This window comes from Sphingomonas kyeonggiensis (assembly GCF_014196745.1).
Lineage (GTDB): Bacteria > Pseudomonadota > Alphaproteobacteria > Sphingomonadales > Sphingomonadaceae > Sphingomonas > Sphingomonas kyeonggiensis.
On sequence record NZ_JACIEH010000003.1, the window covers coordinates 688,318 to 713,559 of the forward strand.

Annotated in this window: 33 protein-coding genes; 22 read left to right on the forward strand and 11 right to left on the reverse strand. The window is 67.6% G+C overall.

Going from position 1 to position 25,242, the window contains the following annotated elements:
• Window positions 1–8 precede the first annotated feature (8 nt).
• Genes GGR46_RS18440 through GGR46_RS18455 form a run of 4 tightly spaced genes read right to left on the reverse strand, consistent with a single transcriptional unit; the run spans window position 9 to window position 3,317 of the window.
• On the reverse strand, window positions 9–1,091 hold the full coding sequence (locus GGR46_RS18440; protein WP_183999468.1) for a hypothetical protein: 1,083 nt from the start codon (window positions 1,089–1,091) through the stop codon (window positions 9–11).
• Window positions 1,092–1,118: 27 nt separating this feature from the next.
• Window positions 1,119–1,574: a GNAT family N-acetyltransferase gene (locus tag GGR46_RS18445; protein ID WP_183999469.1), complete on the reverse strand. Its 456-nt coding sequence runs from the start codon at window positions 1,572–1,574 to the stop codon at window positions 1,119–1,121.
• A gap of 25 nt (window positions 1,575–1,599) precedes the next feature.
• A complete protein-coding gene (locus GGR46_RS18450) occupies window positions 1,600–2,718 on the reverse strand; it encodes a M14 family metallopeptidase (RefSeq protein ID WP_183999470.1) in 1,119 nt (372 codons plus the stop codon).
• Window positions 2,715–3,317 (reverse strand): DUF4136 domain-containing protein, encoded by a 603-nt coding sequence (locus GGR46_RS18455; RefSeq protein WP_343058239.1) that lies wholly within the window; start codon window positions 3,315–3,317, stop codon window positions 2,715–2,717. Before GGR46_RS18455 ends, GGR46_RS18450 begins: the two co-directional genes overlap by 4 nt.
• Window positions 3,318–3,488: 171 nt before the next feature.
• Here GGR46_RS18455 and ykgO point away from each other — a divergent pair, with 171 nt between their 5' ends.
• Both ykgO and GGR46_RS18465 read left to right on the forward strand, forming a co-directional pair.
• The gene (ykgO, locus tag GGR46_RS18460) at window positions 3,489–3,614 is read left to right on the forward strand and encodes a type B 50S ribosomal protein L36 (protein WP_086130464.1); all 126 of its coding nucleotides are present in this window, start codon (window positions 3,489–3,491) and stop codon (window positions 3,612–3,614) included.
• 8 nt (window positions 3,615–3,622) lie between these two features.
• Window positions 3,623–4,234, forward strand: coding sequence for an HAD-IA family hydrolase (locus tag GGR46_RS18465; RefSeq protein WP_183999471.1), 612 nt, complete (start codon window positions 3,623–3,625; stop codon window positions 4,232–4,234).
• A 62-nt stretch (window positions 4,235–4,296) separates the two neighbouring features.
• On the opposite strand, the gene pyk is transcribed toward GGR46_RS18465, so the two are convergent.
• Window positions 4,297–5,775, reverse strand: coding sequence for a pyruvate kinase (pyk, locus tag GGR46_RS18470; RefSeq protein WP_183999472.1), 1,479 nt, complete (start codon window positions 5,773–5,775; stop codon window positions 4,297–4,299).
• A 76-nt stretch (window positions 5,776–5,851) separates the two neighbouring features.
• On the opposite strand from pyk, the gene GGR46_RS18475 reads away from it, so the two are divergent.
• On the forward strand, window positions 5,852–6,226 hold the full coding sequence (locus tag GGR46_RS18475; protein WP_183999473.1) for a DUF1244 domain-containing protein: 375 nt from the start codon (window positions 5,852–5,854) through the stop codon (window positions 6,224–6,226).
• On the opposite strand, the gene GGR46_RS18480 is transcribed toward GGR46_RS18475, so the two are convergent.
• Complete coding sequence (locus tag GGR46_RS18480; protein WP_183999474.1) at window positions 6,189–7,040, reverse strand: SGNH/GDSL hydrolase family protein; 852 nt, start codon at window positions 7,038–7,040, stop codon at window positions 6,189–6,191. The two genes, GGR46_RS18475 and GGR46_RS18480, sit on opposite strands and share 38 nt — an antisense overlap.
• Window positions 7,041–7,182: 142 nt before the next feature.
• Here GGR46_RS18480 and GGR46_RS18485 point away from each other — a divergent pair, with 142 nt between their 5' ends.
• From GGR46_RS18485 to ruvC, 3 genes are all read left to right on the forward strand, one after another.
• A complete protein-coding gene (locus GGR46_RS18485) occupies window positions 7,183–7,419 on the forward strand; it encodes a DUF2312 domain-containing protein (protein WP_183999475.1) in 237 nt (78 codons plus the stop codon).
• A gap of 173 nt (window positions 7,420–7,592) precedes the next feature.
• Window positions 7,593–8,336: a YebC/PmpR family DNA-binding transcriptional regulator gene (locus tag GGR46_RS18490; RefSeq protein ID WP_183999476.1), complete on the forward strand. Its 744-nt coding sequence runs from the start codon at window positions 7,593–7,595 to the stop codon at window positions 8,334–8,336.
• A gap of 244 nt (window positions 8,337–8,580) precedes the next feature.
• Window positions 8,581–9,069, forward strand: a complete 489-nt coding sequence (gene ruvC, locus GGR46_RS18495) for a crossover junction endodeoxyribonuclease RuvC (RefSeq protein ID WP_183999477.1) — start codon at window positions 8,581–8,583, stop codon at window positions 9,067–9,069.
• Window positions 9,070–9,137: 68 nt separating this feature from the next.
• On the opposite strand, the gene GGR46_RS18500 is transcribed toward ruvC, so the two are convergent.
• A complete protein-coding gene (locus GGR46_RS18500; protein WP_183999478.1) occupies window positions 9,138–9,581 on the reverse strand; it encodes a hypothetical protein in 444 nt (147 codons plus the stop codon).
• A 225-nt stretch (window positions 9,582–9,806) separates the two neighbouring features.
• On the opposite strand from GGR46_RS18500, the gene ruvA reads away from it, so the two are divergent.
• Together ruvA and GGR46_RS18510 are read left to right on the forward strand one after the other, a co-directional pair.
• Window positions 9,807–10,400: a Holliday junction branch migration protein RuvA gene (ruvA, locus tag GGR46_RS18505; RefSeq protein WP_184000098.1), complete on the forward strand. Its 594-nt coding sequence runs from the start codon at window positions 9,807–9,809 to the stop codon at window positions 10,398–10,400.
• Entirely contained in the window at window positions 10,397–10,795 is a 399-nt protein-coding gene (locus GGR46_RS18510) for a GFA family protein (RefSeq protein WP_183999479.1), read from the forward strand. Before ruvA ends, GGR46_RS18510 begins: the two co-directional genes overlap by 4 nt.
• A 7-nt stretch (window positions 10,796–10,802) precedes the next feature.
• On the opposite strand, the gene GGR46_RS18515 is transcribed toward GGR46_RS18510, so the two are convergent.
• A complete protein-coding gene (locus tag GGR46_RS18515; RefSeq protein ID WP_183999480.1) occupies window positions 10,803–11,699 on the reverse strand; it encodes a 2-hydroxyacid dehydrogenase in 897 nt (298 codons plus the stop codon).
• 45 nt (window positions 11,700–11,744) lie between these two features.
• Here GGR46_RS18515 and GGR46_RS18520 point away from each other — a divergent pair, with 45 nt between their 5' ends.
• The 9 genes from GGR46_RS18520 (at window position 11,745) to pal (ending at window position 18,256) form a co-directional block, all read left to right on the forward strand.
• Window positions 11,745–12,299: a DUF4337 domain-containing protein gene (locus tag GGR46_RS18520; protein WP_183999481.1), complete on the forward strand. Its 555-nt coding sequence runs from the start codon at window positions 11,745–11,747 to the stop codon at window positions 12,297–12,299.
• Entirely contained in the window at window positions 12,296–12,817 is a 522-nt protein-coding gene (locus GGR46_RS18525; RefSeq protein ID WP_183999482.1) for a hypothetical protein, read from the forward strand. Before GGR46_RS18520 ends, GGR46_RS18525 begins: the two co-directional genes overlap by 4 nt.
• A complete protein-coding gene (ruvB, locus tag GGR46_RS18530; protein WP_183999483.1) occupies window positions 12,814–13,836 on the forward strand; it encodes a Holliday junction branch migration DNA helicase RuvB in 1,023 nt (340 codons plus the stop codon). Before GGR46_RS18525 ends, ruvB begins: the two co-directional genes overlap by 4 nt.
• Before the next feature lie 44 nt (window positions 13,837–13,880).
• On the forward strand, window positions 13,881–14,327 hold the full coding sequence (locus GGR46_RS18535; protein WP_183999484.1) for a YbgC/FadM family acyl-CoA thioesterase: 447 nt from the start codon (window positions 13,881–13,883) through the stop codon (window positions 14,325–14,327).
• A 7-nt stretch (window positions 14,328–14,334) separates the two neighbouring features.
• Entirely contained in the window at window positions 14,335–15,024 is a 690-nt protein-coding gene (tolQ, locus tag GGR46_RS18540) for a protein TolQ (protein WP_183999485.1), read from the forward strand.
• A 4-nt stretch (window positions 15,025–15,028) separates the two neighbouring features.
• The gene (gene tolR / locus GGR46_RS18545; RefSeq protein WP_183999486.1) at window positions 15,029–15,472 is read left to right on the forward strand and encodes a protein TolR; all 444 of its coding nucleotides are present in this window, start codon (window positions 15,029–15,031) and stop codon (window positions 15,470–15,472) included.
• The gene (locus tag GGR46_RS18550) at window positions 15,472–16,305 is read left to right on the forward strand and encodes a TonB C-terminal domain-containing protein (protein WP_183999487.1); all 834 of its coding nucleotides are present in this window, start codon (window positions 15,472–15,474) and stop codon (window positions 16,303–16,305) included. The genes tolR and GGR46_RS18550 overlap by 1 nt, the downstream gene beginning before the upstream one ends.
• Window positions 16,306–16,307: 2 nt before the next feature.
• On the forward strand, window positions 16,308–17,675 hold the full coding sequence (gene tolB / locus GGR46_RS18555; protein WP_183999488.1) for a Tol-Pal system beta propeller repeat protein TolB: 1,368 nt from the start codon (window positions 16,308–16,310) through the stop codon (window positions 17,673–17,675).
• 68 nt (window positions 17,676–17,743) lie between these two features.
• Entirely contained in the window at window positions 17,744–18,256 is a 513-nt protein-coding gene (pal, locus tag GGR46_RS18560) for a peptidoglycan-associated lipoprotein Pal (protein ID WP_183999489.1), read from the forward strand.
• A 52-nt stretch (window positions 18,257–18,308) separates the two neighbouring features.
• Here pal and GGR46_RS18565 read toward each other — a convergent pair whose 3' ends face one another.
• Window positions 18,309–19,682 carry a serine hydrolase domain-containing protein gene (locus tag GGR46_RS18565; RefSeq protein ID WP_183999490.1) on the reverse strand — a complete coding sequence of 458 codons (1,374 nt, stop codon included), beginning with the start codon at window positions 19,680–19,682 and terminating at the stop codon, window positions 18,309–18,311.
• Window positions 19,683–19,814: 132 nt separating this feature from the next.
• Here GGR46_RS18565 and GGR46_RS18570 point away from each other — a divergent pair, with 132 nt between their 5' ends.
• The 3 genes from GGR46_RS18570 to GGR46_RS18580 all read left to right on the forward strand — a co-directional run bounded on the left by GGR46_RS18570 (window position 19,815) and on the right by GGR46_RS18580 (window position 21,315).
• Window positions 19,815–20,720 carry an SPFH domain-containing protein gene (locus tag GGR46_RS18570; RefSeq protein WP_183999491.1) on the forward strand — a complete coding sequence of 302 codons (906 nt, stop codon included), beginning with the start codon at window positions 19,815–19,817 and terminating at the stop codon, window positions 20,718–20,720.
• A 10-nt stretch (window positions 20,721–20,730) separates the two neighbouring features.
• Window positions 20,731–20,952: a toxin-antitoxin system HicB family antitoxin gene (locus tag GGR46_RS18575; RefSeq protein WP_183999492.1), complete on the forward strand. Its 222-nt coding sequence runs from the start codon at window positions 20,731–20,733 to the stop codon at window positions 20,950–20,952.
• Between the two features lie 102 nt (window positions 20,953–21,054).
• Window positions 21,055–21,315, forward strand: coding sequence for a hypothetical protein (locus tag GGR46_RS18580; protein WP_183999493.1), 261 nt, complete (start codon window positions 21,055–21,057; stop codon window positions 21,313–21,315).
• 333 nt (window positions 21,316–21,648) lie between these two features.
• Here the strand turns inward: GGR46_RS18580 and GGR46_RS18585 are convergent, their stop codons facing one another.
• Entirely contained in the window at window positions 21,649–22,485 is an 837-nt protein-coding gene (locus tag GGR46_RS18585; RefSeq protein ID WP_183999494.1) for a S1/P1 nuclease, read from the reverse strand.
• On the reverse strand, window positions 22,485–23,639 hold the full coding sequence (locus tag GGR46_RS18590) for an acyltransferase family protein (protein ID WP_183999495.1): 1,155 nt from the start codon (window positions 23,637–23,639) through the stop codon (window positions 22,485–22,487). The genes GGR46_RS18585 and GGR46_RS18590 overlap by 1 nt, the downstream gene beginning before the upstream one ends.
• A gap of 195 nt (window positions 23,640–23,834) precedes the next feature.
• Here GGR46_RS18590 and ispG point away from each other — a divergent pair, with 195 nt between their 5' ends.
• Both ispG and GGR46_RS18600 read left to right on the forward strand, forming a co-directional pair.
• Window positions 23,835–24,959 (forward strand): flavodoxin-dependent (E)-4-hydroxy-3-methylbut-2-enyl-diphosphate synthase, encoded by a 1,125-nt coding sequence (gene ispG, locus GGR46_RS18595; protein WP_183999496.1) that lies wholly within the window; start codon window positions 23,835–23,837, stop codon window positions 24,957–24,959.
• A 3-nt stretch (window positions 24,960–24,962) separates the two neighbouring features.
• Entirely contained in the window at window positions 24,963–25,226 is a 264-nt protein-coding gene (locus tag GGR46_RS18600) for a hypothetical protein (RefSeq protein ID WP_183999497.1), read from the forward strand.
• Window positions 25,227–25,242: the final 16 nt, after the last annotated feature.

Genomic DNA, 25,242 nt, shown 5'->3' on the forward strand with positions numbered 1-25,242 from the left:
CGGGCAGATCAGCGCAGCCGGTGGAGCGTGCCGTCGCTCGGCAAGAGCTGATAGACGGTCTCCGTCGGCACTTCCTCACCGAACAGATTGACCTGAGGTGTGAACCGGACACGCTTCGCACCGTCTCGGCAGGTCGCCACATCGAGCGCATCGCTGCCCGTCGAATGCCGCACCCGGCAATCGACGCGCCGGCCCGGGCCGAAGGTGAAGGTGAAATAGCCGACCTCGCTGAAGGTCACCCCGGCAGGGACGCCAAGGCCGGGTTCCACGCTGAACCTGAGCGGCGTTATCCGGTCGCGATCGGGATAGTCGATCTTCGCTCGGCCTTTCTTCCAGTGTACGCGCATCTGCATCGAGCCATAGCGGCGGCCGGGCGTGACGAAACTATAGCTGGCGCTCTTCGCCAGGTCACAGCTCGCCTTGTCGATATCCGCGTTCCCACTGCTGCGAACGGCTCCGCAATAGAGCGGAAAGAAGGTTCCGTCGGGCCTCTGCGACAGGCTTGGGCTGACGATCGTGCTGCCGGTAAGAGAGGCCGGTCCGCGCATGGCCTGCTCGGGCAAATCGACCAGTTTGAGATTCGGCTGATAGGTTTCAATCCATCCATAGGGCGGTGCGGGCGGCGCGGGCGGTATCATCGGCAATGGCGCGGAAGCGAGATCGAAAACCATCGTCATCGTGACGACGCCGTTTGCCGGCTTGCCGTCCAGCGACAGGGCGTGGCGGAACTTTCCTCGCTGCCGAATGCGCTCACAGGCCCAATTGCCAAGATGCGGCGCGAGTTTCGGCGACGTCTCGGCCTGGCAATCCGTTATCCGGTCGTCCGCATCGATCGAGATCCGCAGCCTCACATAGCCGCTGCCATTTCCCGTCGGCATGTCGGCCGGGAAGTCGGTCGCGCTGACCCAGGGTGCGAGGGCCCCGACGGCTTGTGCCCGCCGCAATAGCCCGGTTTCCTCGAAGGCTGTTTCGTACAGGTGGATATTGCGCCAGCCCGACTCGGCGGAGTCCTGCGCCGCCGCGGGCATGGCAGCGGCGAAAATGGACGGGAGCAGCGCGAGCGCGCGCCGCGTAGTGGCAAATAGAGTCATGCAAGTCCCCCTTTCGGGGAGGCTAGTCTAGACCACCCGCGAAAGGAACCGGCTGAACGGATCCTCGCGATACTCCCCGAACGGTCCCGTCTCGGTGAAGCCGAACTGGCGGTAGAGCGCATGGGCGGCGTCGAAGGACGTGCCCGATCCGGTCTCCAGGCTCACCCGCTTGTATCCCCGTGCCCGGGCGGCGGCCAGGATGTGCCCGACCAGCTTGGCGCCGGTGCCGCGGCGCAGATGCTCCGACGCGGTGCGCATCGACTTGATCTCGCCATGCCCCGAATCGAGCTCGCGCAGCGCCCCGCAGCCCAGCAGATCCTCGCCGTCCCACACGGTCCAGAAGGTCACGTCGGGCGCGGCGAGGCCGGAGAAGTCGAGGAAATGGGTGCTGTCCTTCGGCGAACTCGCCAGCATCCCGGCAAAATGCGCCTCGAGCAGTGACCGGACTCGCGCATCGTCGAGTCCGCCCTCGCGGATTTCCATCGGCTCCCCCCTTTTGTTTCTGTCCTCAGATCTCGTCGATGAACCCTGCCAGAGTGTTAAGGCAGGCATGCGCGAGCGTCTTGCAGCGCGCCGGCGACCAGGCGAACTCGGGATCCGCGTTCGCGTCGTGATCCTTGAACGGCATCTCCAGCGTCATCGACACCGCGCCGAATCGCTCGGCGAGCTGGTTGGTCGACATGGAGAGATTGGCCTGGCCCGGTGCCGACTTCTCGTAGCCGAGGTCGATCTGGAAGTCGGGCGTCTCCCTGGCGAGGCGACGGGCATATTCGTAGAATTTCTCGCCATGTTCGTCGGTCCACGAGGCGATGCCTTCGTATCCGGCCAGGAAGTTGGCCGGGATCGCCTCGTCGCCGTGAATGTCCATCGCGAAGTCGACGCCGGTCTCGTCCATCGCCGCCTTGACGAGGAACACCTCGGGGCTCTTCTCCATCGTCGGCGCATGCCATTCGCGGTTGAGGTTGATGCCGGCGGCGTTGGTGCGCAGATGGCCGCGGCGCGAGCCGTCCGGGTTCATGTTCGGCACGATGTGGAAGACGGCCTTCTCGCGCAGCGCGAGTGCGGCCTCGTTGGTCGGATCCGTCAGATACTCGAGCGCGCCTTCGGCCCACCATTCCGCCATGCTCTCGCCCGGATGCTGGCGGGCATAGATCCAAACGGTCTTGGGGCCGGTGCCGAGCGTCAGCAGGTCGAGCGGCTGGCCATCGAGCGTCTTGCCCAGCTCGCGGTGCGACACGCCGGGCATCAGCGCGATGCGGCTGACCAGGTCGTGGTGCCGCTCCATGGAGTAGGGCGCGAAATAGGCGAACCAGACCAGGTCGGTGTCGATCGTCTTGGTGAAGGTCAGCACGCCGTCGGCATAGCTCGATTCGGCGGTGCGCCACGCCTCGCGGTCGGTCGACCAGCGCGCCTTGTAGCCCGGCCAGCCGAACGCATAGGCCGCCCCGCCCGCATTGGTCAGGCGGAAGGTGAGCGTACGCCCCTTCGCGCCCGCCACGCGGAAATGGAACCACTGGTAGAAGTCGGACAGGTGATCGGTGACGATCTCGAGGTCGACGCGGTCGCCCTCGATGCCGACGAGACGGATGTTGCCGGAGTCGAAGCCGGAATTGATCTGGATGGTCATTTCACCGTGATAGTGATGCCGGACTCGCCGGGGAAGTCCTTGAACAGCGCCTTGGCCATGCGCGCGGCCGCGACGGCGGGCTGGTCGGGATCGGTGCCGCCCACGCTGCCGCTCTGGGCGCGGCCTTCCCATACGGTGGTGTTGTCGCTGCGCCGGCGCAGCTGCACCCACAGCTCGGTCTGGTAGAGCTCGCGCACCTTGCCGCCGATGCCGAAGCCGACATCGCCGCCAACGCCCACGCCGCCGCCCCGGCGCCCGCCGCTGAAGCTGCCGCCGCCCACGCCGATGGTGACGGGCGGCGGCTCCTTGAAGGCACCCTTGCTCGTCCGGCGGAAGGCGACTGCGGCGATATAGCCCGAAGGCGTGCTGCTCACCGACTGGACATAGCCCAGCCGTTCCAGCTCGGCGCGCACCGCATCCGAATAGGCCTGGTATTCGGGCCCGAACGAATCGGTATTGGCCATCGGCTCGACCGCCACCGTGGTGCGCTCCAGCGGCGCGCCCAGATGATAGCGGGTGACGTCGATCGGCTGCGGGCGATAGGTGGGCGCGCAGGCCCCCAATGCTACGAGCAGGGCGATGCTGAGCGGCTTCTTCACGCGGGCGTACTCCTGTTTCGCGAACGGAACGTCTCCCGTTTGCCCTCCAACACGGATCAGGTCGAGTCGGTTCCGCAGGGCGACAGGGCGACTCCTGCCTTGACTTGGCCGGTATCGGTCACTAGGCGAGCCCCTCTTTCCGGCATTCCATAATTGAGAAGCGAATCGGTCATGAAGATCGTGAATTCATTGAAGTCGCTCAAGGATCGGCATCGCGACAACCGCGTGATCCGTCGTCGTGGGCGCATCTACGTCATCAACAAGACCCAGAAGCGGTTCAAGGCCCGCCAGGGCTGATCCTGCGCGTGGGGACGCCGTCGGCCGTCATTTTCGACGTCGGCAACGTCCTCTACGACTGGAATCCGCGGTACTTGTACGAGCGCCTGATCGGTGACGATCGGGCGCTCGACGCGTTTCTAGGTACTGTTGCCACCAAGGCGTGGCATTTCCAGCATGATGCTGGCCGCCCCTTTGCCGAGACTTCGGCAGAGCTGGCCTCCGCGCACCCCGAGTTCGCCGACATGATCGCGCTCTGGGGTCCGCGATTCGACGAACAGATCCCCCATGCGCTGCCGGGCATGCCCCAGCTGGTCGCCGATCTCGGCGAATCGGGCGTGCCGCTGTTCGCGATCACCAATTTCTCGGGCGAGTTCTGGCCCCCGTTCCGCAACCGCGAATCGGCGCTGTTCGATCGCTTCCGCGACATCGTCGTCTCGGGCGACGAGAAGCTGGTGAAGCCCGATCCCGCGATCTACGCGCTCGCGCTTTCCCGATTCGGCCTGGCCGGTCCGGATGCGGTGTTCGTCGACGATCGCGAGGACAATGTCGCCGCGGCGTTCGATGCCGGCATCCATGGCCTGCTGTTCACTGGCGCGGAAAAGCTCCGCGTGGATCTGGAAGCGCTGGGGCTGCTCTGAAGTCGCCAAAAGAAAAGGCCGGGCAAAGCGCCCGGCCTTCCTGATTTCCCGCTGCTCGCGAATCAGATCGCTTCCGGACCTTCCTTGCCCGGGTGGTTCTTCAGCTCGTCGCCGACCAGGGTCACCACGTGCAGCACGTTGGTCGAGCCCGGGGTCTTGAACGGCACGCCGGCGCACAGCACCACGCGGTCGCCCGCCGCGGCGATGTGGTGGCGCAGCGCCATCCGCTTCGACTTGGCGACCATTTCCTCGAACGAATCGACGTCGCGGGTGTGCACGGCGTGCACGCCCCACAGCAGGCCCAGGCGGCGCGCGGTGTCGATGTGCGGGGTCAGCACCAGGATCGGCACCGGCGGGCGCTCGCGCGCGATGCGCCGCGCGGTCGAGCCCGAGCTGGTGAAGCAGGCGATGCCCGATGCCGAGACGGTGCGCGAGATGTTCTTCGCCGCCTCGGCCAGCGCGTCCGCGGTGGTGGGATCGGGGCGCAGCACGGTGAAGTGGACGCGGTCGCCATGCGCGGGATCGCGCTCCACCGCATCGGCGATCGAGTTCATCATCGCCACCGATTCGACCGGCCACTTGCCCGCGGCGCTCTCGGCGGAAAGCATGATCGCGTCGGCGCCGTCATACACGGCCGTGGCGACGTCCGAGACCTCGGCGCGCGTCGGCGACGGCGATTCGATCATCGATTCGAGCATCTGCGTCGCGACGATCACCGGGCGGCCCATCCGCCTTGCGGTCTCGACGATGCGCTTCTGCATCGGCGGCACGGTCTGCGGCGGCAGCTCGACGCCCAGGTCGCCGCGGGCGACCATCACGCCGTCGCACTGCTCGACGATCTCGTCGAGGCGCGCGATGGCCGAGGGCTTCTCGATCTTGGCGAGCAGGGCCGCCTTGCCGCCGATCAGGCGGCGGGCTTCCATCAGGTCCTCGGGGCGCTGGACGAAGCTCAGCGCGATCCAGTCCGCGCCCTGCTCGACCGCGAAGGCGAGGTCGCTGCGGTCCTTCTCGGTGAGCGCGGCGAGCGGCAACACCATGTCGGGCACGTTCAGGCCCTTGTTGTTCGACAGCGTGCCGCCGACCTCGATGATCGTGGTCATCCGGTCGGGCGCGGTCGAGACGACGCGCAGCACCAGCTTGCCGTCGTCGAGCAGCAGGCGCGCGCCTTCGTGCGCCGCCTCGAAGATCTCACGGTGCGGCAGCTCCACGCGGGTCGCGTCGCCCGGGGTCTTGTCGCGGTCGAGGATGAACTCGTGGCCGGTGACCAGCTGGACCTTGCCGTCGGCGAACTTGCCGACGCGCAGCTTCGGGCCCTGGAGATCGGCCAGGATCGTGGTCGGGCGGCCGTACTTCTTTTCCAGGCCGCGGATCGCCGCGAACAGCGGCACCTTCGATGCCTGGTCGCCATGGCTCATGTTGATGCGGAACGCGTCGGCGCCGGCCTCGAACAGCTTCGCGATCATCTCGGGCGTCGCGCTGGCGGGACCGAGCGTTGCGAGGATGCGGACCTTGCGCGTGCGGGGGCTGATTGCCTTTGTCATCGTTGTCATATCCTCGGCTTGTGCCTCGGTGCCTCTAGCCTCATATCGCACAGGATCAACCGCTGAGGTGTGATAAATGGACGAACTCGACAAACTGGACGACGCTACGGCCGCCAAAGCGTTCCGTACGCTGGTCCGTCACCTCCGCCACCGCACCGATGCGCAGAACATCGATCTGATGGGCCTTGCCGGCTTTTGCCGCAACTGCCTGGCCGACTGGATCAGCGAAGCGGACCCCGCGATCGCGAAGGACGAGGCGCGCCGCATCATCTACGATATGCCCTTCTCCGAGTGGAAGGCGCAGCACCAAAGCGAGGCCACGCCCGAGCAGCTGGCGCGGATGGAGGAGAGCCTGAAGAAGAACGCGGGGATCGACGAGGAGCTGGACGAAGCCCTCGACGAGAGCTTCCCGGCTAGTGACCCGCCTTCGATGACCGAACCGGGCCGCTGACCGCCGGCTTGCCCCAGGCCTTGGCCGGCAGCTTCGCCGGAGGCTTGGGCGGTAGCTTCCAGTTCAGCGCCTTGCCCACGGCCGTGCGCCAGATGTCGTAGCCGGCACGCGTCATGTGCAGCCCGTCCTGGAGGAAAAGCTCGGGCCGCGGCTTGCCGTCCGGCCCCAGCATCTGCGGCACGATGTCGATATAGCCCAGCCGCGGATCGGTCGCGACATAGGTCTGCACCAGCGCGTTGGTCGCGCGGATGCCCTCGATCAGCCGCCAGCGCGACAGGCTCGGCTTGATCGACAGGAACAGGATGCGCGTCCGGGGCAGGCGCGCGTGCACCTTGGCCACCAGCGCCTGGAAATCGGCGGCGACTTCCTCCGGCGTGTGGCCGGCCTCCAGGTCGTTGTCGCCGGCGTAGAAGACGATGGTCCGCGGCGTATAGGGAATGGCGATGCGATCGGCATAGCGCACGCTGTCGGGGATGGTCGAACCGCCAAAGCCGCGGTTGATCACATTGTGGCCGGCGAAATCGCGGGCGAGGTCGGTCCACATCCGGATGCTCGAGCTGCCCAGGAACAGCACGCCGTCGCGCGTCGGCATGACGATGGCGTCGCGCGCCTCGAACGCGGCGATCTCGGCGGCGAAGGGCTGCTTCTCGACCGGGATCGGCGCGGGGCGGATCGGGGCCGGCACCCGCATCGCCGGCGGCAGCTGGACCGGTGCCACCGGCTTGGGTGCCGGCTTGGTCTGGGCCGGTGCGGTGGCGGGCAAAAGGGCGAGCGCAGCGGCGGCGAGAAGCGCGATTCGACGGAGGAAGGGCATGGGCTCCGGATAGCGGCGGCGGGCGCGGGGGGCAATCGAGGGAAGATGCGAAGCCGCGCCTCGTCGCGTATGGGGGTTGAGCGCCGCCGCGCGCTCCGATAATCGCGCCCCTTTCCGAACAGATTCTTCCAGGAGCTTTCCTTTGTCCGATTCGATTTCCGCCGAGCAGCTGCGCCTTTTCATCGAGCGGATCGAGCGCCTCGAGGAAGAGAAGAAGGGCATCGCCGACGACATCAAGGATGTCTATGCCGAAGCCAAGTCGACCGGCTTCGACGTGAAGACGATGCGCAACATCGTCCGTCTGCGGAAGATGGAGAAGCACCACCGCGACGAGGCGGAGATGCTGCTCGAGACCTACAAGCAGGCGCTGGGCATCTAAGAAGACACCGTCGCCCCGCCCCGGACTTGATCCGGGGCGGGGTCTCGTGCGGCTCTTTTCCCGCGCCATCGCCTGAGATCCCGGCTTGCGCCGGGATGACGATCTCAGGGGCACCATTGCTCACTGCCCCTTGCCTGGCCTAGAGACGCGCACCAGTTTCATACGAGAGCGCAATGGCAGGCCATTCCAAATTCAAGAACATCATGCACCGCAAGGGCGCGCAGGATAAGAAGCGCTCGGGCATGTTCTCCAAGCTAAGCCGCGAAATCACCGTCGCCGCCAAGATGGGCTTGCCCGATCCCGACATGAACCCGCGCCTGCGCGCCGCGATCAACGCGGCCAAGGCGCAGTCGATGCCCAAGGACAATATCCAGCGCGCCGTCGACAAGGCGAGCAAGGGCGACACCGAGAATTACGAAGAGATCCGCTATGAGGGCTTCGGCCCGGCCGGCGTCTCGCTGATCATCGAGGCGCTGACTGACAACCGCAACCGCACCGCCACGAACGTGCGCACCGCGGTGTCGAAGAACGGCGGCAATCTCGGCGCGAGCGGCTCGGTCAGCCACGGCTTCGACCGGATGGGCCTGATCAACTATCCCGCCAAGGCCGGCGACGCCGAAAAGGTGTTCGAAGCCGCGCTCGAAGCCGGTGCCGAGGACGTCACCAGCTCCGAGGAAGGCCACGAGATCTGGACCGCCCAGGGCGACCTCCACGAAGTCGCCAAGGCGCTCGAGCCGGTGCTCGGCGAGGCCGAAGGCGCCAAGCTCGCCTGGCGCCCGCAGACCATGGTCGAGGTCGGCGAGGAAGACGCCGCCAAGCTGTTCAAGCTGATCGACGCGCTCGACGACGACGACGACGTCCAGACCGTCTGGGGCAATTACGAAGTCTCGGACGAGGTCATGGAGAAGCTGGGTTGATCCAATTCCTCCCCGAGCTTGCTCGGGGAGGGGGACCGCGCCCGCAGGGCGTGGTGGAGGGGCCGCGCCGCAAGGCGCGGTGCGCCGGCTTCCTCTTCCCCATCGCCGCTGTGCGGCGCCCCTCCACCATGCTGCACCCACGGATTGCTTCGCAATCCGGCTCCGCGGCTGCGACATGCTCCCAGCATGTCGCTGATCGCAGCTACGCCCCCCTCCCCGAGACAAGCTCGGGGAGGAATTTTCTATGATCATCCTCGGTCTCGATCCCGGCCTCGGCACCACCGGCTGGGGGCTCATCCGTGCCGAGGGGAATCGACTGTCGCACCTCGCCAATGGCAAGCTGAAGACCGACACCCAGGCGCCGCTCCCGCGCCGGCTCGCGCATCTTGACGCCATGCTCGCCGCGCTGATCGCCGATCATGCGCCGGAAGCCGCCGCGGTCGAGGAAGTGTTCGTCAACTCCAACGCCCAGTCGACGCTCAAGCTCGGCCAGGCGCGCGGGGTGGTGCTGTGCGCCGCCGCGCGGACCGGTATCGATGTCGGCGAGTACAAGCCGAGCACAGTCAAGAAATCGGTGGTCGGCGTCGGCAATGCCGACAAGGAGCAGGTCCATGCGATGGTCTCGCGCCTGCTGCCCGGCGTGAAGATCGACGGGCCCGATGCCGCCGACGCGCTCGCCGTGGCGATCTGCCACGCCCATCACCTCGCCAGCGCGCGCTTCGGGCTGCGCTAACGGGCCCCTCAGTCATCGGTTCCCCTCGCTTCCAGGAAGGGGAGATCAAGCCCTTCCAGGCGGGGCGCTCACGCCGCGAGCGCCAGCGCTCCATCCTCGTCATCATTGGCGGCGCTGCGCTCCACCGGCCGCACCCGCCGCGCCCGGGTCGTGCGTCGCCCCATCGGCAGCCGCGCCGCCACCCACCCCCGCACCGTGCCGAGCCGGAGCGAGGAAGCTGCCGCCGCCGTCACGACCAGCGCATCGACCAGCGCGCTGATCTCGAACATCGAGATCCAGCCGGCGATCTCGGGCATCGCCATGGTGAACAGCCGCAGGCCGTCCTCTTCCAGGAACCAGAAGCACAGCAGCGCGATCGCTCCGAGCAGCGCCCAGCTGATCACCGCTCCGCGCCGGATCCGCGCCAGCTGCGCCGCCGGCCATTCGACCAGCGCGCGCCGCATCAGCCGCCCTGCCGGCGTGCCTTCCGCCAGCATCAGCATGCACCAGAGACCGAGCAGCGCGACGAGCATCGAATGTCCCCCAATTCCCTCCCCGTGAACTGGGGAGCCGCGGGGGCGTCCGCCAGTGCCGACAGGGTGATTTCGCTTTCCTACACCCGGCTGTTCCGCTTATGTACCGGTTGTGAGCCGGCATATCTCTCGTCCATCGATCTCGCCTCGCCCGCGCATGCGGAGCGATTCAAGGGATTCAACATTTTCGTTCGACCATCTGGTTGAATGTCGGAGACGGGCGGCATGATCGCGCATCTCAAGGGCCGGATCGAGGCGACCGGGATCGACAGCGTCGTGATCGACGTGAACGGGGTCGGCTATCTCGCCGGCGCCTCGGCCCGCACCCTGGCGGCGCTGGGTGCGGTCGGCGAGTTCGCGACGCTGCACACCGAGATGCTGGTCAGCGAGGACTCGATCCGGCTGATGGGCTTTGCCACCGCGGCCGAGCGCGACTGGTTCCGCCACCTGACCAGCGTGCAGGGCGTCGGCGCCAAGGTCGCGCTGGCGATCCTCTCGATTCTCTCCCCCGAGGAAGTGCAGACCGCCGTCGCCCGCGCGGACGCGGCGATGATCGCCCGGGCGAACGGCGTCGGCCCCAAGCTCGCCCAGCGCATCGTCAATGAATTGAAGGACAAGGCCGGCGGCGTCACGCTCGTTGCCGGCGGGGGTGCGGCCCCGCCGGGCGGTGCGGCGCAGGATGCGGTGTCGGCGATGCTCAATCTCGGCTTCAAGCCGGCCGAGGCGAGTGCGGCGGTCAACGCCGCGGCCGACGAGCTCGGCACGGGCGCGACGCTCGACGCACTGGTCCGCCTCGCGCTGCGCAAGGCGGCGAAGTGACCCTGCGCACCGCCTCCTGCCGCTGTGGCCGGCTCCGGGCCGAATGCGCGGGCGAGCCGGTGCGCATCTCGGTCTGCCATTGCCTCAACTGCAAGCAGCGCAGCGGATCGGCCTTCGCGGTGCAGGCGCGCTGGCCGCTCGATCGGGTGAAGATCACCGGTGAATCCACCACCTGGGTCGCGGCCTCGGAGAGCGGCGGCGCGCCGACCGACTTCCACTTCTGCCCCACCTGCGGCAGCACCGTCTGGTACCGGGGCGGCGGCATGCCCGATCTGATCGCGGTCGCCGTCGGCAATTTCGCCGATCCCGCCTTTCCGGCACCCACCGTCTCGGTGTGGGAGGAGCGGCAATGCGACTGGCTGAGCATCACCGGCACGGTCGAGCATCATGATTGAGCGCCGCTCAGATCAGCGGGGTCACCAGCGGCTGGCCGGCGAAATGCGCGTCGAGATTGGCGAGCACCAGCGCGCGCATCTTGGCACGGCCTTCCTCGGTGGCGCTGCCCTGGTGCGGGGCGAGCACCACCTGCGGCATCGCCTTCAGCGCCTCGGGCACCTGCGGTTCGTGCGCGAACACGTCGAGCCCGGCACCGGCGATGCGGCCCTCGGCCAGCGCCGCGACCAGCGCTTCCTCGTCGACCAGGCTGCCGCGCGCGATGTTGACCAGCACGCCGTCGGGGCCGAGCCGGTCGAGCACCGCGGCATCGACGATCCCATCGGTCTCCGCACCGCCGGGAGCCGCCAGGATCAGTACCTCGCTCGCCTCGGCCAGCGCGGCGATGTCGGGGACGAAGCGCCAGGGCACCGGCTTCTCGGTGCGGGCGCTGTAGAGCAGTTCGCCGGCAAAGGGCGCGGCGCGCTCCGCGATGGCATGGCCGATCCGGCCCAGGCCGAAGATGCCGATCCGCCGCCCGCTCGCCCGCCGGCCGAGCGGCGCGGCCCAGCCGCCGCCGCGCACCAGCGCATCGTTCGCCGCCACCCGGCGCTGCACGCCCAGCATCAGCGCGATGGCGAGATCGGCGACATCCTCGGTCAGCACGTCCGGGGTCAGCGTCAGCCGGATGCCGCGCGCCCGCAGCGCCGCCAGGTCGATCCCGTCATGGCCGATGCCGTGGATCGCGACGATCTCCAGGTCGGGCAGCCGGTCGAGCAGCGCCGCGTCGAGCTTCGCCATGCCGCCGCCCACCACCACGCGGATCCCGGGTACCGGATCGCCCTCGTGCAGAGTGAAGCGCTCGGCCAGCGCGGTGCGCAGCGGAGCGGGGATGTTCGAGACGAGCAACAGGTCGGGACGGGGCATGCCGCGGACCTAGTCGCATCGCTCCGGGCAGGATAGGGCGGGACCATGGAAATCGAAGTCAGCGCCGAGGCCAAGGACAAGTCGCTCAACCGCAAGGTGGCGATCACCGTGGTCGTGCTCTCGGTGTTCATGGGGCTGTGCGGCATCAAGGACGGCAACATCGTCCAGGCCATGGCGCAGGCCCAGTCGGCCTCGGTCGACAAGTGGAACGAATATCAGGCGACCAAGACCAAGCAGCACGTCGCCGAGGCGAGCCGCGTCCAGATCGCCGCGCTCGCCGATCCGAAGCGCGCCGCACCGGTCCTCGCCGGGCTCGACCGCGACATCGCCAAGTACAAGGCCGAAGCGCCCCGCCTCGCCGCCGATGCCAGGGCGCAGAGCGACCAGTATGACGCGCTCAACGTCCATGACGACCAGTTCGATGCGAGCGACGCGGCGGTCTCCACCGCCATCTCGATCGCCGCGGTCGCCGCGCTGGTCGAGAGCGGCTGGCTGCTCTGGGCCGGCTGGGCCTTCGGCGCCTTCGGCCTGTTCATGGGGCTGTGCGGGTTCCTCGGCTGGGGCTTCCACCCGGCGCTGCTGAGTGGGCTTCTGGGGTGAGCGATGCATTGATACCTTTGGCGGATCAGCAGATCGCGCTGACACAGGCGGGCCTCAAGTCCCTGATCGAGGAAACCAGCGCGTCCTATCGCTGGCTCATGGCGTCGATGCTTGCGATCAACGGTGCCGCCGCTGCTGCCGTCCTGAACGGGGCGATGTTGCCCCCTGCGCACAAGGCTGCGCCGCTGCTGTTCTTCTACATCGGGACCATGGCTGCTTTGGCCATCGCCTTTTTCGGGCAGTTGGCGAACCGCGCGATGATTGCTCCGGTTGGAAACGCGCTGGTTTTCTGGACGCAGGTCAAGGCCGATCAGTCGCTGGACGAGGCAAGATGGCGCGAAATCGAAGCTGCGATCACGGCTGCGCAGAAGAAGGGTGCTGCGTCGAAATTGTCGGGATGGATTTCGGCCGCTGCATTCTCGCTGGGAATTCTCGCCGCCGCCATATCTGTGTTTGCGGTTCCAGCCAAAGCCGATGCCCAGCCGGGTTCACATAGTGTAGCGGCCGTCCGTTCATGACCGACCCCGATCGCCTCCTCTCCTCCGCCCGCCGCGCCGACGATGTGGATGCTGCGCTGCGTCCCAAGAGCCTCGACGAGTTCGTCGGCCAGCGGGCGGCGCGCGAGAATCTCCGTGTGTTCATCGATGCCGCCAAGCAGCGCGGCGATGCGCTGGACCATGTCCTGTTCTTTGGCCCCCCGGGCCTGGGCAAGACCACGCTCGCCCAGATCATCGCCCGCGAGATGGGTGTCGGCTTCCGCTCCACGTCCGGGCCCGTCATCGCCAAGTCCGGGGACCTGGCCGCGTTGCTCACCAATCTCGAGGATGGCGACGTCCTCTTCATCGACGAGATCCACCGGTTGAATCCCGCGGTCGAGGAAGTCCTTTATCCGGCGATGGAGGACCGCGCGCTCGACCTGATGATCGGCGAGGGGCCGTCGGCGCGCAGCGTGCGGATCGACCTGCCGCGCTTCACCCTGGTCGGCGCCACCACCCGCCAGGGGCTGCTCACCCAGCCGTTGCGGGACCGCTTCGGCATCCCGGTCCGCCTCAATTTCTACGGCGTCGACGAGCTGGAGAAGGTCGTCACCCGCGCCGCCTCGTTGCTCGACCTGCATGTCGCCCCCGATGGTGCGCACGAGATCGCTCGCCGCTCGCGGGGCACCCCGCGCATCGCCGGCCGCCTGCTCCGCCGGGTGCGTGATTTCGCCAATGTGCTGGGCGAGGAGACGGTGCACGCCCGGGTGGCGGACCAGTCGCTCACCCGGCTCGAAGTGGACGCGCTCGGCCTCGATGCGATGGACCGGCGCTACCTCATGATGATCGCCGACATCTACAAGGGCGGACCGGTGGGGGTGGAGACGCTGGCGGCAGGTCTCAGCGAGCCACGTGACACGATCGAGGAAGTGATCGAGCCCTATCTGATCCAGATCGGGATGATCGCGCGCACGGCGCGGGGGCGCTGCCTCAATGTCGCCGGCTGGAAGCATCTCGGGCTCAATCCTCCGTCCACCGCGCAGGAAGGGCTGTTCGACTGAGGCAAGGGGTTCCCCCACGGAAAGTGCTGCGTTAGGGGCCGGGCATGGACGTCCGTTTCGCCCCTGGCCGCTTCGAGGGCCTCGAGCATCATTTCGTCCTGCGTGTCTATTTCGAGGACACCGACCTCAGCGGCGTGGTCTACCACGCCAATTATCTGCGGTTCATGGAGCGCGCCCGCTCCGATATGCTGGCCCTGGCCGGCATCGACCAGCGCGCCGCCCATGAAGCAGGCGAGGGCGCCTATGCGCTCCGCGAGGCGAACATTCGCTACCGGGCGCCGGCGCGCCTGGGCGACGAACTGGTGGTGGTCAGCCGGCTGGTCCAGCTGCGCCCCGCCGCAGTGGATATTCATCAACGAGTCATGCGCGACGTTACCATAGTGGCCGAAGCGGAGATCGAGGCGGTGTTCGTCGCCCCGTCCGGCCGTCCTCGCCGCCAGCCGGCTGGGTGGATGGAACGTTTCGCGCCGCTGGTCTTCAAGGGAAACTGAACCGATCATGGAATTCATCAGCACCGACGCCGCAACCATGTCGCCGATCGGCCTGTTCCTGCAGGCGGACTGGGTGGTGCGCGCCGTGATGATCGGCCTGCTGCTCGCCTCGCTATGGACCTGGGCGATCATCCTCTCGTTCGGCTTCCGGGTGAGCAGCGTGAAGAAGGCGATCGACCGGTTCGAGGGCGAGTATCGCGAGGCCGACGATATCGACGAGTTCCACCGCCGCGCCGCCGGCCGCGACCAGCCGATCGCCCGCGTCTTCGCCGCCGGCGTCACCGAATGGCGTCGTTCGACCAGCGGCAAGGCGATCGACCGCGAAGGCACCCGCGAGCGCTTGGCGACCGCGATGGGCGCGACCATCGCCCAGGAGATCGACCGTCTCGCCGATCGCCTCAACTTCCTCGCCACCATCGCCTCGGCAGCGCCGTTCATCGGCCTGTTCGGCACGGTCTGGGGTATCATGCGCAGCTTCACCGGCATCGCCAAGGAACAGAGCTCGTCGCTCGCCGTGGTCGCGCCGGGCATCGCGGAGGCGCTGTTCGCCACCGCGATCGGTCTGTTCGCCGCCATCCCCGCGCTGATCGCGTACAACCGCTATTCGCACGGCGTGAACCGCGTCGAGGCGCGGCTCAACCGCTTCGCCGACGGTTTCCATGCGACGCTCAGCCGTCGCCTGGAGATGGAGGCCTAAGCCGGTGGCGATGCATCTCCCTTCGAACAAGTCGCGCGGCCGCCGCGCGCCGATGGCCGACATCAACGTCACGCCGCTGGTCGATGTGATGCTGGTGCTGCTGATCATCTTCATGGTCACCGCGCCGCTGCTCACCGCCGGCGTGCCGGTGAACCTGCCCGAGAGCCGGGCCAAGCCGGTCGACCAGGACCAGAAGCCCGTCCAGGTCTCGATCGACGACAAGGGCCAGATCTTCATCGACAACGAACTGACCGCGGACGCCGCGCTGCCCGCCAAGCTCGAGGAGATCGCTGGCCGTGCACCGGGCCCGGACGGCAAGCCGGCGGCGGTGTTCCTGCGCGCCGACCAGGGCCTGGGCTATGGCAAGGTGATGAAGGTGATGGGCGAGCTCAACCATGCCGGGCTCAACCGCGTCTCGCTGATCACCGATGCGAGCACCAAGCCGTGATGGACCGGACCGAGGGAGCAGGACTGACGATTGCGCTGATCGGGCATGTCGCCTTGTTCGGCATATTGTCGGTCGGCTTCCTCGCCACCCCCAATCCCCTGAAGCTGAAGCCGACGCCGATCGAAGTGGCGCTGGTCGATCAGGTCGCGCTCGAGAGCACGTCGCCGACCCCGACCAGTGAGGAGCCGGCTGCCAAGCTGTCGCCGGTCGAAGCGCCGATCGAGCCGGACAGCGCGCCGCCCGAGCCTGCGCCCAATCCCCAGCCGGTCGCGAAGCCGCAGCCGACCCCGCCCAAGCCGGCGCCCGCGCCGGATGCGGTCAAGCCTGCGCCCAAGCCATTGCCTGCGTCCAATTCGACGAAGCCTGCACCGAAGGCACCGACCAAACCCGCCCCGGCACAGGCGCCTTCGCGCCCGTCCAACCGCCCGGTGGCGCCGACCGGGCGGCTCGATGGCCTGCTCAACGGCATCAGCGACAAGCCCGCGAAGAGCACTTCGACCACGCCGCCTGCGGCGAATGTCGGGCCCGAGGTCAAGGCTGCGCTTCAGGCGGAAGTCATGCGACAGATCCGTCCGCACTGGGCGCCCCCGAGCGGGGCCGACTCGGACAAGTTGCGTACCGTTGTTCAGGTTCGCCTCAATCCTGACGGTTCGCTCGCCAGTGCTCCGCAGGTTGTGGGCCAGAGCGGTGTGACCGACAGCAATCGCGCTCAGGCGGATTTGGCCCGTGACCGCGCGATCCGTGCGGTCAGGCTCGCCGCCCCCTTCAAGCTACCACCGCAATTCTACGAAGCGTGGAAGGTGATCAAACCGACATTGTTCGAGGACATGTGACCATGAAGCTTGCCTCCCTTTCCATCGCGGCCCTGCTGGCGAGCAGCGCGGCCACCGTCGCACAGGCGCAGGACGTGCCGGCACCCGCGCCGATCCCGACCCCGGATCAGGACACGCCGCTCAGTGTCGACGTGAGCAATACGGCTGCCAAGGATCTGGTCATCGCGATTCCCGCGATGCCGACCTCGCAGACGGTGGATACGCCCGCGGGCCCGACCGACCAGCTCGGCACCAAGCTGGCCCAGGTCGTCGAGGACGATCTGCGGAACACCGGCCTGTTCAAGACGCGCGGGCCCTCGGCCAGCCGCGGCATCGCCTATAGCGAAGTCGCCGCCCCCAATTACGGCAGCTGGAACGGCAACCAGGCGATCATCCAGGGCTATGTCCGCGCCAATGGCAACGGCTCGCTGACCGTGGGCTGCTATCTCTACGACGTGCTGCTGCAGAGCGAGCTGGTCCGCCAGGGCTTCGTCGTCTCGCCAGGCGACTGGCGCCGCGCCGCGCATAAGTGCGCCGATGCGGTCTATTCCAAGCTCACCGGCGAAGGTCCCTATTTCGACAGCCAGGTGGTCTACGTCGCGGAGACCGGCCCCAAGAACAAGCGCCGCAAGCAGCTGGCGATCATGGACCAGGACGGCGCCAACCACCGCTTCCTGACCAACGGCCAGTCGATCGTGCTCACCCCGCGCATGTCGCCGAAGCAGAACGCGATCGTGTACATGAGCTATACCCAGCGCAAGCCGGCCATCTATGTCTATGACATGGCCTCGCGGCAGAACCGGCTGCTCGTGTCGAACGTGAGCCTGAGCTTCGCGCCGCGCTTCTCGCCCGATGGCCGCAACATCCTTTTCTCGATGGCGCAGGCCGGCAACACCGACGTCTATCGCGTCGCGACCGCCGGCGGCGAGCCGCAGCGGCTCACGTCCTCGCCCGGCATCGACACCGGCGGCAGCTATTCGCCCGACGGCTCGAAGATCGTGTTCGAGAGTGACCGCGGCGGCACCCAGCAGCTCTATGTGATGAACGCGGACGGTTCGAACCAGCACCGGATCAGCTTCGGCGGCGGCCGCTATGCGACGCCGGTGTGGAGCCCGCGTGGCGATCTGATCGCCTTCACCCGCACCGGTGGCGGCGCATTCCGGATCGGCGTGATGAACCCCTCGGGCGGCGGTGAGAAGCTGCTGACCAACAGCTGGGGCGACGAGGCGCCGAGCTGGTCGCCCAATGGCCGCGTGCTGATGTTCTTCCGTTCGGCCCAGGGTTCGGGCCGTCCGGACCTGTGGTCGGTGGATCTCACCGGCACCAATGCGCGGCGTATCCCCACGCCGCTCGACGGATCGGATCCCAGCTGGGGACCGATTCGCCCCTGAAACGTTACCGCATCTGTGCTATGGGTCCGGGCAAGCGGGTCCGATGCGACATCTAGGAGGAAATGACCATGTCCAAGATCACGACTGGCCTGGTGCTCGGCATCGCGCTGATCGCCACTGCGGGTTGCACCAAGAAGCGCAATGTCGCCGATATCCCGCCCGCGCCGTCGGAGACTGGCCCGGTCAATGCCGGTGAGGGGGATAGCGACACCGTCGCCGCGCCGCTCAACGAGCAGTTCCGCCGCGAAGTGTCGAGCGATACGGTCCACTTCTCGTTCGACCAGTACGACATCGATCCCGAGGCGCGTGCGATCCTCGACAGCCAGGCGCAGTGGCTGACCGCGCACCCGAACACCCGGATCACGATCGAGGGCCACTGCGACGAGCGCGGCACCCGCGAGTACAACCTTGGCCTCGGCGATCGCCGTGCCAATGCCGCGAAGAACTATCTGGCCTCGCGCGGCATCTCGCCGGCCCGCATCACCACGATCAGCTACGGCAAGGAGCGCCCGATCGCGCTCGGCTCGGACGACGCCAGCTGGGCGCAGAACCGCCGCGCGGTGACCATCGTCATCAGCTGAGGCGTTTCCTCGAGAATGAAAGGGCCGCCGGGAGCAATTCCGGCGGCCTTTTTCATGGCTGGGGCTTGCGTTCGAGTGCGAGCGCCGGGCCCTCACCCCGGGCGAAATAGTCGAGCCGGATCACCTTGCCGGCACCGTCGCGGACCGGTGCGAAATAGCTGAGCTCGTCCGGCACGAAATGGATATTGCCCTGGCCGTCGAGCATGGCGGGGAGCGGCTGGCGGCCGGGCCGTGCCACGGTGATCCGGTCGCCGGCGATGGCGACCATGCGCATCGTCGCCGGATCGCTGCCATAGGTGCCGACCAGTGCGGTCGCGTCCCTGGGCAGTACCTGGCTGGCGGCCAGCAGCGGATAGGGTCTGCCGATCACGATCGCCGCCATGCGCCGGGCGAGCGCCTGTGCGTCGAAGCCGTCATTGTTGGCCAGCACCACTACCGTTGCATCCTCGGCCGGCAGGTAGAACAGTGCCGATGCGAAGCCGTTGATCTGGCCGGTATGGCCGATCGCGTCCTGCCCGCGCACCTGCCAGCGATACAGGCCGAGGCCGTAGCGATCCTGTATGCCCACCCCCGCCAGCGCCGGCCTGCTCATTTCGGCGAAGCCTTCGGTCCCGACCACCTTGCCCTGCGACAGCGCGCGCATCCAGCGCAGCAGGTCGGTCGCGGTCGAGCGCAGCGACCCGGCGGTCTTGGGGATCGAGACGTTGAACGGCGCGGCGTTGCGCAGGACACCCTTGTCCATCGCATAGCCCGCCACCCGGCCGGGCACGACCATGTCGGCGCGGTCATAGGCGGTGTCGGCCAGCTCCAGCGGGGCGAACAGCCGGGTCCGCATCGCCGCGTCCCAGCCCTGGCCGGTCACCTTCTCGATCACCGCGGCGAGCAGGATGTAACCGGCGTTCGAGTAACGCTGCACGGTGCCGGGCTCGAAGCTCAGCGGCCGGGCGGCGATCCGGCGGACCTGTTCGGCCAATGGCACCTCGCCGTTGCCGAACGGGGGCTGCGGTGCGGAGTCGTTCTCGGCGACGCCGGCGGTGTGGCTGAGCAACTGGCGCAGGGTGATGCGTGGATCGAGCGACACGTCGGGCAGGTGGCGTATCGCCGGCGCATCGAGCGCGACTTCGCCGCGGGCCGCCATCTGGACGAGCAGCGCGGCAGTGAAGCTCTTGGAGATCGAAGCGATGCGGAAGGCCTGGTCGGGCGACAGCGGCACGCCCAGCTCCACCTCGGCCATGCCGCGGGCCTTGCGATACAGGATCGTGTCGCCCCGCGCGATCAGCACCACCGCGCCTGAGCCTTTCGGATCGATCGCCGCCGCCAGAGCCGCGTCGGCATCCCGGGCAATGGCCGTGGCGGAGGGCTGGGCAAAGGCAGGCGCGGCGGCGACGAGCAGGACGGCACAAAGCACTGACAGGCTGGATCGCATCGCTTCCCCCAATCGAACGGCGCCGCGCACTCTCTCCGCCACCGATGAGCGCGGGATGAACCGCCATCCGATTCCGCTTGCGGGGAGCTCCGACTCGATATAAATACGATATCATAATTATGGGAGGCAAGAATGACCGACGTACGTAGCGTCGCACCGGCACTGCGCCAGAGCAGCGAGAAGTCCGCAATCACGGCGAGCGGCTATGGGATGCTGCTGGTGGCGCTGGTCGCGCTCGTCGCGGCCGGGGGTGCGCTCAGCCAGATCGACCGCATTGCCGACTGGATCGTGATCACCACCTTGCTCGCCGCGATCGTGGTCGAGCTGTTCGTGCTCTGCGGCTTCTATCTGCTCCAGCCCAACCAGGCGGCGGTGATCACGCTGTTCGGCGACTATCAGGGCACCGACCGTGCCACCGGCCTGCGCTGGGCCATGCCGTGGCTGATCAAGAAGAAGGTCTCGGTGCGCGCCAACAACATCATCTCGGAGCGCATCAAGGTGAACGACCTGCGCGGCAACCCGATCGAGATGGCGGCGCAGGTGGTGTGGCGCGTGACCGACACGGCGCAGGCGCTGTTCGACGTCGACGACTACAAGGCGTTCGTGAACGTCCAGATCGAGGCGGCGGTGCGCACCATCGGCTCGCGCTATCCCTATGACGATTTCGAGCATCAGGAAGTCACGCTGCGCGGCAATCACGACCAGGTCGGCACCGAGTTGCGCGGCGAACTGATCGAGCGGCTGCGCGTCGCCGGCATCACCGTGGACGAGTGCGGCTTCACCCATCTCGCCTATGCCCAGGAGATCGCCGGCGCGATGCTCCGCCGCCAGCAGGCCCAGGCGGTGGTCGCCGCCCGCCAGACCCTGGTCGAGGGTGCGGTCGGCATGGTCGAGATGGCGCTGGCCCAGCTCTCCGCCAAGGATGTCGTCCATCTCGACGACGAGCGCCGTGCCGCGATGGTCTCGAACCTGATGGTCGTGCTGTGCGGCGAGCGCGATACGCAGCCGGTGGTCAACACGGGCTCGCTGTACCAGTAAGGCGTAACCCGTGTCCCAGCCGCCCCAGAAGAAAGCCTTTCCGTTGCGCCTCGATCCCGCCCTCTATGCGGCGATCGAGCGCTCCGCTGCGGCCGACCTCCGGAGCGTCAACGCCCAGGTCGAATGCCTGCTGCGCGAGGCGCTGGGCAAGCGGGGGGTGAAGCTGGCCGAGCCGGTGCGCGCCAAGCGCGGCCGCCCGCCCAAGGCGAAAGAGGGCGAAGACCAGGAGTAGACAGATGCTGCTTGCCCATCAGGCCGGCCGTGAACGGCGCCCGATCCTGTTTTTCCTCGCCGGTGCGGCATTGCTCGCCGGCATCGCCATGGAGTTGTTCCGATGATCGGCAACGCTTTCCGGGTGCGCCCGGGATACTGGTTCCGTCCCAAGAAGTTCGGCTTCGGCGCGGTGCCGGTCACCTGGCAGGGTTGGGTGGCGACCCTGGTCTTCGGTGCGCTGGTCGGCCTGCTCGTCAATTTCGCGACCCACCGCGACCGGATGTGGCTGGTGCTGCTCGTGCCGCTGGTCGTCGCCTTCCTCTGGCTGCTCGCGATCAAGACCGACGGGGAGTGGCGCTTTCGCTGGGGCGGGGATCAGTAAGCGCTCGAAACAATCCTACCGCGCCCGCGCCGGCGACTCGCCAAAGTTCGCAAAGGGCCCACCAAAAGCGTGTTTTCCCGGCGCCAAAGTTGACACGGTTCCCGCGCGTGCGCCGCATCTCATGACATCCTTGCGCGGACGTGATCCTATCTTTCCTACAGATGCAAAGAGCGGCCGGGCCTGAAAGAGCCGGCCGCACGATCCGAGCAGGCGAAATCCTACATTGCAACTCAGCCCGTCATCCGGCGAAAGCCGGGATCTCATGCGGCTCCTGTCCCGCGGCATCGCCTGAGATCCCGGCTTTCGCCGGGATGACGGATATGCGTGCTGGGATCAGCCCAGCGCCTCGTCGAGCAGGCGGGCGAGGCGGAGGCCGCCCTTGATCACCTGGGTGCGCGCTTCGGGTACCCACTTCTGGATCATCGGCTCGGTGATCGAGACGCGGCCGGTGATCGGCTTGCAGGCATCGCCGTCATTCAGGTCGGCATAGACGGCCTTGGCCAGCTCCCAGCTGTCCTTGCCCCAGTCCTGCACGGTGCCGCCGCCGAGCTTCGCGCGGTCGGCGCGGCTGTAGGTGCGGACGATGTTCGGGCCCGAGGTGATCGCGCGCTCGGCGAGCAGACCATCCCACACCGAATGGAGGTTCAGCCGGTCGGTGGTGTAGATGCCATAGCTGACCTGCGCCTTGTTGCCGCCGGCGTCGTGGTCGTGTTCGGCGCCGTGGAGCGGCTGGCCGATGTCGCCGACGAAATGGACGAGGAAGAGCAGCGCCTTGACGCGCTCGACCTGCGGCGCCTTGCGGTCCTTGAGCAGCTTCACGTCGCGCTCGATCTGGGCGGAGACGCAATTGCCGTCCTTGCACTCGGCGGTCACGTCGAACGGCTTGCAGACGTCGGCGTCCTGGTAATGCCAGACCGAGGCATAGCGCCAGTCATTGCCCAGCTTCTTGATGCAGTCGGCCCAGACCGAGGCTTCCTCGATGTTGGTCGCCGGACAGCCTTCGGTCTTGAGCAGATCGGTGTGGCGGAGCAGCTGGGTGATCTTCGCGCGGGTGGCCGGTGTGACGTTGCGCCAGGCGATCGCGGCGACGGTCTGGTGGCCATATTCCCAATAGGCATTGGCGGGCGCGGCGAAGCCGATCAGGGCCGCGAGGATCACGAGAAAGCGCATCAGACTACTCCAGAAGCAGGCGCGGTTTCCCTAGCAGAGCTTTCGGGCTTCGCCAGCCGGTTGAGTCCGATCAAGGGACGCAGCCAGCCGATCCGCCGGCCGATGAGATAGGTCGCGGCGCACACGCCGGCGGTGCCGCCCAGCAGCAGCGCGAAGTCCAGCGGGGCGCTCAGGTGCAAGGGCAGCGAGTACCAGGCGATCAGCACGATCGCGGGGTGGTGGACGATGTAGAAGGGGAACACCGCTTCGGCGAGCGGCTTGCGCAGGGGATGGTCATGGTTCCAGTGGGTCTCGGCGATGTGGAACAGCGCCAGGATCATCCCCCAGGCCATGGCGACGCGCGCGGCGCGGTCGAGCGCCATCACTTCGTGCGGCGGCACATTGGTGCCCGGCCAGATGAGTTCGACGGAGACGACCACGGCACCGGCCAGCGCCGCCATCGCGGCGCCGGGCTTCCAGTTGCGGGCGATCGCAGGCCACAGGCTTGGCGTACCGGCCAGCGCGAAGCCGAACAGGAAGATCGGCACATATTGCGCATGCCCGCCCCAATCGCGCAGCAACCCCTGGCGCTCGGGCGCGACGAACAGCAGCGCGAGCCGGGCCGCGGCCAGGACCACCACCGGTGCCCAGAGCAGCCGGCGTCCCCTGGTCAGCCACGCCGCCGCTGCTTCGATGCCACGCATCGTCCGGCCGCCATCCCAGGCCAGCATGGCGGCGAGCAGCAGCGTGTAGGCGGCGAGATAGGCGACGAACCAGAGATGCTCCCAGCTCGGGAACTCGCGGCCCCAGAAGATGCCGCTGCGCCAGTAGTCGAGCGCCCAGAAATGGAGGTATCCGCCCGGATAGCCATTCTCCATCACCCGCACCCACATCTCGAGCGGCACCAGCACCGCCATGCCGAAGGCGAGCGGGACGAGCAGCCGCAGGGCGCGGCTCCGGGCGAAGTCGCGGGGCGCCCGCGCGTAGAGCTTGCGCGAGGCATAGCCGGACACCGCGAACAGCAAGGGGAGGCGCCACGGCGTGAGCAGCGCCATCGGCGGGATCAGCCAGCCAAAGGCGTACTCGGTCTTGATCACCCAGTCCCAGGGCGAGAAGGCCATGGCGATGTGATAGAGGATCAGCAGCCCGAATGCCGCGATGCGCAGCCAGTCCATGCCATAATGGCGCTGGCTGGTCCGCGGCGCGGCAACAGGGATCGGGTCGTGCCGCAAATCTGGCCTCGGGCTATCGAACAGCCCGCAAGCTTAACCCGCTTTGCTTAGCATCGCGTAAAGCCGCCCTCGGCACTGCACCGAATCTCGACATTCTCGTGGCTGGTCCCGCGGGGGCAAAGCGCCTATATGGCCGCCATGTCCGTACGTCCCTGGCGCGATATCGTCCGGCGGCCCAGCCGTCAGATCATGGTGGGTAATGTGCCCGTTGGCGGCGATGCGCCGGTGACGGTGCAGACCATGACCAACACCGCAACCTCCGATGCCCGCGCGACGATCGACCAGATCCGCCGCTGCGAGGATGCCGGCGTCGATATCATTCGCGTGAGCTGCCCGGACGTCGAATCGACTGCGGCGCTCAAGCAGATCGTCCGCGCCAGCCGCGTGCCGATCGTCGCGGACATCCATTTCCACTACAAGCGTGCGCTGGAAGCGGCCGATGCCGGCGCCGCCTGCCTGCGCATCAACCCGGGCAATATCGGCAGCGCCGACCGCGTGAACGAAGTGGTCAACGCCGCCAAGGCCAATGGCTGCGCGATCCGCATCGGCGTCAACGCCGGTTCGCTCGAGAAGGACCTGCTGGAGAAGTACGGCGAGCCGTGCCCCGAGGCGCTGGTCGAATCGGCGCTCGATCACATCAAGCTGCTTCAGGACCGCGACTTCCACGAGTTCAAGGTCGCGGTGAAGGCGTCGGACGTGTTCCTTGCCGTCGCGGCCTATCAGCAGCTCGCCGACGCGGTGGATTGCCCGCTGCACCTTGGCATCACCGAGGCGGGCGGCTTCGTCGGCGGCACGGTCAAGTCGGCGATCGGCATCGGCTCGCTGCTCTGGTTCGGCATCGGCGACACGATCCGCGTCAGCCTCTCGGCCGAGCCCGAGGAAGAGGTCCGCGTCGGCTTCGAGATCCTCAAGGCGCTCGGGATTCGCAACAGGGGTGTCCGCGTCGTCAGCTGCCCGAGCTGCGCGCGCCAGGGCTTCGACGTGATCCGCACCGTTCAGGCGCTGGAGGACCGGCTGCAGCACATCCGCACACCGCTGTCGCTCTCGGTGCTCGGCTGCGTGGTCAATGGCCCGGGCGAGGCGCGCGAGACCGATATCGGCCTGACCGGCGGCGGCAACGGCAAGCACATGGTCTATCTGTCGGGCGTCACCGATCACACGGTGAACGACGCCGACATGCTCGACCATATCGTCAAGCTGGTCGAGGCCAAGGCGGCGGAGATCGAGGCGGCCAGCGAGGCCGCCGCGGTGGCGGCCGAATAGAATATGGCAAAGCCGCCGGTGCCGGTCGAGAAGCGCGGGGCGGTTGCGACAGGCGTATCCGCGGCGGGCGCCTCGGCCGTGGGTGCCCTTGCGCTCAGTGCCGCGATGATCGGCGGATTTGCGCTCGGCGCGGTCGCCGTGGGAGCCGTCGCGATCGGGCGCCTGCGCATCGGCCGGGCGCGAATCGGCAAGCTGCGGATCGACGAGCTGGAAGTCGGCCGGCTGGTCCAACTTGACGAGAAGCAGGCCGATACCCGCGACGCGTGACGTCTCGGCGGCCGGC